The organism is Sphingobium sp., assembly GCF_032153725.1.
GTDB lineage: Bacteria > Pseudomonadota > Alphaproteobacteria > Sphingomonadales > Sphingomonadaceae > Sphingobium.
In genome coordinates this window covers 1-6,891 of sequence record NZ_JALDYQ010000124.1, presented here as the reverse complement: position 1 = coordinate 6,891, position 6,891 = coordinate 1, and the positions used below count along the sequence as shown (strand labels likewise).

Below are 6,891 nucleotides of genomic sequence, written 5' to 3'. Positions count from 1 at the left end.
TGCCTGCGCAGGAACACGGTGCGCTTCAAGGAATGCTCAGGTAAGCCGACCGTCCACCTTCCACCCATAACGGTAGCCGGCGTCAGTAAATCCCGCCCTGATCCTGGAGGAAGTCGCTGTCGGTGCGCTGGCGGCGCTGGACGGTCGCTTCGATGCGGGCGGCGGCCTTGTCCTGCGCGGCCACCTCTTCCTTGCGGATCGAGCGGCGGGGTTCGGATTCGGGCTTGAACGCTTCCCAGATCACGGCGGGCTTGGGTTCATCCGTGGGCCAGACGCCATAGACGCGCTTGCCCGAGCGGCGGTCGATCGTGACCATGCGGATGCCGGCCGGAGCGACGAAGGGCGTCTTGGGCATGGCCTCCAGCACCGGGGTCATCGCCGCCTTCCAGATCGGCGCGGCGACGCGGCCGCCCTGCGCCCAGCCGCCCAGGCTGCGCGGCTGGTCATAGCCGATATAGACGCCCGCCACGATGTCGGGCGAACCGCCGACGAACCAGACATTGGTCGGGCCGTTGGTGGTGCCGGTCTTGCCGAACAGCGGGCGCTTGAGGTCCGCCAGCACCGTCGCGGTGCCGCGCAGGATCACGCCCTCCGCAATGTGGATGACCTGATAGGCGGTCATCGGGTTCATCACCTGCCGCCCCTCGAAACCGAAGCGGGGCATGGGCTTGCCATCCCAGTTGGCCATGTTGCAGCCGTCGCAGGCGCGCCAGCGCAGCGGCCAGATCACCTTGCCGCGCCGGTCCTGCACATAGTCCATCAGCTTCGGGCTGAGCTGCCGCCCTTGATTGGCGAGCATCGCATAGGCGTTCACCATCCGCTCGACCGTGGTTTCGCCGGCACCGAGCGCGAAGGAGAGATAGGGCTGATAATCGCCGATCCCCATCGCCTTGATGGTACGCACGACACGGTCCATGCCAGTCTGGCTGGCGGCGCGCACGGTCATCAGGTTGCGCGACTGCTCGACGCCCCAGCGCATGGTCTGCGGTCCCGCGCTGCCGCCCGTGAAGTTGCGGAAACATTTCTGGCCAAGCCCCGCGCCCTGATAGACGCATAAGGGGCCATCGACGATGATCGAGGCCGGGGTCATGCCATTGTCCAGCGCGGCGGCATAGACGAAGGGCTTGATGGTCGACCCCGGCTGACGCATCGCCTGGGTCGCGCGGTTATAGGAGGACAGGCGGTCGTCAAACCCGCCCTGCATCGCGCGGACGCGGCCCGAATGGGTTTCCTCGACCACCATGCCGCCGGATACTTCGGGAATATTGCGCAGCGCCCAGCCGGAGCCATTGCGCGCCACCACGATCAGGTCGCCGGGCTTCATCGCGGCGAAGGCCGGGCCGCCGCTCTTGCGATAGGGCAATTGCGCGGCGTCGGCGGGCAGCGTGCCGGTCGATCCGTCGGAAAAGCCGATCTGCGCCGAGGACGAACCGCGGCTGACGATCACGGCGACGCGCCATGTGGCATAGTCGACGTCGATATAGCTTGCCGCCAGTTCGCGATGCCAGCCGCGGCCCATGTCGACCTTACCGATCGGGCCGGACCAACCCTTGCCCGCATCGAAGCGCAGCAGGCCGTTGCGCAGCGCGGTGGTGGTCAGGTCCTGAATCTTCGGATCATAGGGGCTGCGCACCCAGAGGCCGCCCGCATAGACGCTGTTCGGGCCGTCGGACGCCTTTTCACCGAATTGCTGGATCAGGCGGCGGCGCACCTCCTCCATATAATAGCCGCCCGCGCGGGCGTCGAAGCTGGAACCGTGGGCAGCCACGGTGCCGAGCGGCTGGGCCGTCGCCTCATCGCGCTGGGCCTTGGTGATCCAGCCATTCTTGTACATTTCGCCCAGCGCCCAGTTGCGGCGTTCCAGCGCGCGCTCATGGCCGGTGGGGCTTTCCGGACGATAATTGGCCGGACCCTTGGGCAGGATCGCCAGATAGGCCATTTCATGCAGCCCGAGATCGCCCACATCCTTGTCGAAATAGGCGCGGGCGGCCGCCTGTACCCCGTAAGCGTTGCGGCCGAGGAAGATCTGGTTGAGGTAGAGTTCGAGGATCTGCTGCTTCGACAGCACCCCCTCCATGCGGTAGGCGAGGATCATCTCCTTCAACTTGCGTGTCGGGGAATATTCGTCGCCGATCAGCAGATTCTTCGCCACCTGCTGCGTGATGGTGGAACCGCCCTTGGCCCGCCGCCCCGAACCGATCTTGGTCGCATAATCGAACACCGCGCCGAAAAAGCCCGGAATGTCGACGCCATGATGTTCGAAGAAGGTCTTGTCCTCCGCCGACAGATAGGCGCGGATGAGCAGCGGCGGATAATCGCTATATTGCAGCTGGACGCGCCGTTCGCGGGCATAGCTGTGCACCGGCTGGCCATTGGTGTCGCGCACGATGGTCGGCAGCGGCGGCTCATATTCCAGCAGCGTCGCCGCATCCGGCAGCCCCCGCGCGAGGATCAGCCAGAAGAGGGCATAGACGAGGATGAGGCCGCCAAGGCCGATCGCGATCCACCGGAACCAGCGGCGGTCCCAATGGGGCTGGAGGCGTTCCCGAAGGTCACCGGCGCCGCTGCGCAGGCGCTGGGTGAAGGACGATGCGGCGTTTTTGGGGCGAGCCTCTTCCATGATGGTCGAGGCTGTAGGGTCAAAATGCGGTGAGCGCCAGTATGGATCGTCGAAGCGTGGATCGATCAGCCACCCGCTCCGCCCGCGCGCATGGCGAGCTTTCGCGCGAAATGGACCTCGATCGCGCGGGCGACGCCCCTGGCGATGTTCGCCTGCCCCTCCTTCGAACCCAGGAACAGCGCGTCGGCGCTATTCGAAATATAGCCGGTTTCGAACAGCACGGATGGCGTGTCCGGCGCCTTGAGCACCATCAGCGAGGCGAAACGGTGATAGGCGCTGCGGAACGGGACATAGGGCGCCGCCTCCCGCTGGAGCAGCCGGGCGAAACTGACCGAGATGTTCATCGATTCCCGCTGCGTCAGGTCGATCAGGATGGAGGACACATCGCTGCTCTGGCCGCCAAGGTTGACGCCGTTCAGCACGTCCGCCTTGTTTTCGCGCGCGGCCAGGCGGGCGGCTTCGCGGTCGGAAGCGGTTTCGGACAATGTATAGATGGTCGCGCCGCGCGCCATGTCATTGTCGGCCGAATCGGCATGGATCGAAATGAACAGGTCCGCATTCAGCTTGCGGGCGATGCCATAGCGTTCCTGGAGGACCAGAAAGCGGTCGTCGTCGCGGGTCAGCGCCACGCGCACGCGGCCGGACTTCACCAGCTGGTCGCGGACCGCCCGGGCGATGGCAAGCGTCACATCCTTTTCCTGGCGGCCGTTTTCCCGGTTGACCGCGCCCGGATCATGGCCGCCATGGCCGGCGTCGATCACCACCAGCGGGCGGGAGGCATCGCGCGGCCCCTCCACCGGCGGCAAGGTGATGCCACGCGCGACCGGCGGGATCGGCACGGAGATGCTGTGGATGCGCCTGACCGGACGCGGCGCCATGTTGGCGGGCGCGTCGAAACGCACGATCACCTGATCGCCGTCAAGGATGACGGCGGAAAGACCGCCGGCATGACCGGGCGCGCCGGAAAAGAACATGCTTGCGAGCGCAAGACTTTGGAGCATGCGCCGCTTGTGCAACGGGCCGCCCATGGCCGTAAAGCCCAATTTCATCACGCCAATCCGTCCAGCGTCCCCACGCTGAATCCCGAATTAAGCATCGGCTCTTTTTGCCGGGTAAAAGTGAAGGGTTAACGATCACTTCATCATCGCCGGGATAAGCGGAACATTATTTCGAGGGGCCGTTGCTCCTTGGCTTTTTGACTGCTACCCATTCACATTCCTGAAAGGCTTGCCCATATTGTGCCGGTCCTTCGGGGCATTTCACGATGGCACCGGCGGGCGGAAAGCTGCCCGACACGGATGCACGAACAGGTTGACGCTGCATGAGGCATGATTTCCATTCCACGCTGAGCCCGGTTCCGGGCGATGCGGCGTGGCTGGTCGTGTCCGGCGCCTTGTCCGGCCCTGCCGAAGCAGCAGACACGCAATTTTTCCTTGAAAACCGGGCGATGCAGCAATTCGCGCCGCCCCCTTACTATCGCGTGGCAGCGCGGCCTTGCGCCGCTGGCCGCCCACGCCGGAGAATAATAAATGACAATGCGTATGCTGATCGATGCGCGCCACCGGGAAGAAACCCGGGTCGCGGTCGTCAAAGGTAACCGGATCGAGGAGTTCGACTTCGAATCGGCCGAGCACAAGCAGCTCAAGGGCAATATCTACCTCGCCAAGGTCACGCGCGTAGAGCCTTCGTTGCAGGCGGCCTTCGTGGATTATGGCGGCAACCGCCATGGCTTCCTCGCCTTCAGCGAAATCCATCCGGATTATTACCAGATTCCGCGCGAGGACCGCGAAGCGCTGCTGCGCGAAGAACGCGAGCATGCCGAGGAAGAGGCCGCGCTGCGCGCCGATTTCGACGATGACGATCATGCCGATGCGGGCGATGGCGGGCTGGAACTGGTCGAGGCGACCCATCATCATGACGATGAGGAGCAGGGCGAAGAGGCGGCTGGCAAGGGCCGGGGCCGTCGCGGCAAGGGCGACGAGGCCGCCGACGAGCTGCGCCGCAAGCGCATGGCGCTGCGTCGCCGCTACAAGATTCAGGACGTCATCAAGCGCCGCCAGGTGCTGCTGGTGCAGGTCGTCAAGGAAGAGCGCGGCAACAAGGGCGCGGCGCTGACCACCTATTTGTCGCTGGCGGGCCGTTATTGCGTGCTGATGCCGAACACCAGCCATGGCGGCGGGATTTCGCGCAAGATTTCGAACGCCGCCGACCGCAAGCGCCTGAAGTCGATCATCGCGGAAATGGCGCTGCCCTCCACCATGGGCTGCATCGTGCGGACTGCGGGGCTCCAGCGCACCAAGCCGGAGATCAAGCGCGACTTCGACTATCTCGCCCGGCTGTGGGACGAGATCCGCGAAAAGACGCTGAAATCCGACGCCCCTGCGCTGATCCACAATGACAGCGACCTCATCAAGCGGGCGATCCGCGATATCTACAACAAGGATATCGAGGAAGTCATCGTCGAGGGCGACTATGGCTATAAGGCGGCCAAGGACTTCATGAAGCTGCTGATGCCCAGCCATGCGCGCCGGGTGAAGCAATATGCCGACGCGGTGTCGCTGTTCCAGCGCGCCAGCGTCGAGGATCAGCTGGCGGCGATGTATAATCCGGTCGTTCAGCTGAAGTCCGGCGGCTATCTGGTCATCAACCCGACCGAGGCTCTGGTGTCGATCGACATCAACTCCGGCCGGTCGACGCGCGAGCACGGCATCGAGCAGACCGCCGTTGCGACCAACCTTGAGGCGGCGCGGGAGATCGCGCGTCAGCTGCGCCTGCGCGACATGGCGGGGCTGGTCGTCATCGACTTCATCGACATGGAGATGAACTCCAACATCCGTAAGGTCGAGAAGGCGATGAAGGAGGCGCTGAAGGACGATCGCGCCCGCATCCAGGTCGGCCGCATCTCCGGCTTCGGCCTCATGGAAATGAGCCGCCAGCGGCTGCGCACCGGTGTGCTCGAAGCCTCCACCCGCCAGTGCCCGCATTGCGAAGGCACCGGTCTGGTCCGTACCGCTTCGTCGGCGGGTCTGGGCGCGCTGCGCATGCTGGAAGAGGAAGCGGCGCGTGGGCGCGGCAGCCTCATCACGCTGCGCGCGAGCCAGGAAGCGGCCTTCTACGTCCTCAACAACAAGCGCCACGAGCTGGACGAGATCGAGCAGCGCTATGGCGTGCGCATCGCGATCCTGCCCGATGGCGAGATCGAGGGCGCGCGCATGTCGGTCGAGGCCAGCGGGCCGCGTCCGGAGCGCGTGGTCGACTATACGCCGATCGTCGAGGAAGACGATGATCTTGAGATCGTCGAGGAACTGGACGAGGAAGAGGTCGAGGAAGTCGAAGCCGCGCATGAAGAGCATGGCGATCGGGGCGAGGACCGCGAAGGTGGCCGTCGCCGCCGTCGTCGCCGTCGCCGCCGTGGCGGCCAGCGCGACGAGCATCATGCCGAGACTGAGGGCGAGCTTGCCGAGGACGCCGAAACCGCGGACGAAGACAGCGAAGCCAAGGAAGGCGAGGAAAGCGAGGCCGCATCGGTCGAGGCTTCTGCCGAGGGTGAAGGCGAAGGCCGTCGTCGCGGCCGTCGGGGTCGCCGGGGTGGCCGTCGCCGCCGCGAGGCTGGCGAGGGTGCCGCCGACGAGGCGGTGACCGAAGGCTCCGTCGCCAGCGAAGAGGCGGTCGAGGCCGTCGAAGCCGAGACGGTCGTGGAAGCGGTGGCCGAAGCCGCTCCCGAAGCGTCGGTCGAGGAGGAAGCGCCCAAGACCCGCCGCCGTCCGCGCGCCCGCAAGGCGAAGGAAGCGGCCGTGCCTGCTGCCGAAGCCGAACCGGTCGAGGCTCCGGTGGAAACCGCGCCGGAAGCGCCGGTTGCCGAAGAAGCGCCGGCCAAGCCCAAGCGCACCCGCCGCAAGAAAGCGGACCCGGTGGTCGAAGAAGCCGCTGCCGTCGAGGCTGCGCCGGTTGCCGAAGAAGCGCCCGCCAAGCCCAAGCGCACCCGCCGCAAGAAAGCCGATCCGGTGGTCGAGGAAGCTGCCGCCGAAGCGCCCGTCGAGGCTACAGCGCCTGCCGAACCTGTCACGGTCAACGGCGATGCCGAGGTGGACGAAGACGGTACTCCGCGCCGTGGCTGGTGGCAGCGCACCTTCGGTCAGTAAGCCCCTAAACAGACGATGGGAAACGCCGCTGTCTCGCCGGTCCAAACGGCAAGATGGCGGCGTTTTTCCTTATGGTTGCTGTAGGGGATTTGGCCAATTCCGACATCCCCACCCTCGTCACCCCGGACT

General features: G+C 65.6%; 3 protein-coding genes. 1 reads left to right on the top strand and 2 read right to left on the bottom strand.

What is annotated here, in order from left to right; genetic code table 11:
* Positions 1–82 precede the first annotated feature (82 nt).
* Complete coding sequence (locus RUH75_RS22865; protein WP_313809508.1) at positions 83–2,620, bottom strand: penicillin-binding protein 1A; 2,538 nt, start codon at positions 2,618–2,620, stop codon at positions 83–85.
* 65 nt (positions 2,621–2,685) lie between these two features.
* A complete protein-coding gene (locus tag RUH75_RS22860; RefSeq protein WP_313809507.1) occupies positions 2,686–3,669 on the bottom strand; it encodes an N-acetylmuramoyl-L-alanine amidase in 984 nt (327 codons plus the stop codon).
* Between the two features lie 480 nt (positions 3,670–4,149).
* On the opposite strand from RUH75_RS22860, the gene RUH75_RS22855 reads away from it, so the two are divergent.
* Positions 4,150–6,762: a ribonuclease E/G gene (locus RUH75_RS22855; RefSeq protein WP_313809506.1), complete on the top strand. Its 2,613-nt coding sequence runs from the start codon at positions 4,150–4,152 to the stop codon at positions 6,760–6,762.
* Positions 6,763–6,891 lie beyond the last annotated feature (129 nt).

Coding starts and splice junctions, on each gene's coding strand:
- RUH75_RS22865 (WP_313809508.1), bottom strand. CDS start 2,620: ATGGAAGAGGCTCGCCCCAAAAACGCCGCATCGTCCTTCACCCAGCGC.
- RUH75_RS22860 (WP_313809507.1), bottom strand. CDS start 3,669: ATGAAATTGGGCTTTACGGCCATGGGCGGCCCGTTGCACAAGCGGCGC.
- RUH75_RS22855 (WP_313809506.1), top strand. CDS start 4,150: ATGACAATGCGTATGCTGATCGATGCGCGCCACCGGGAAGAAACCCGG.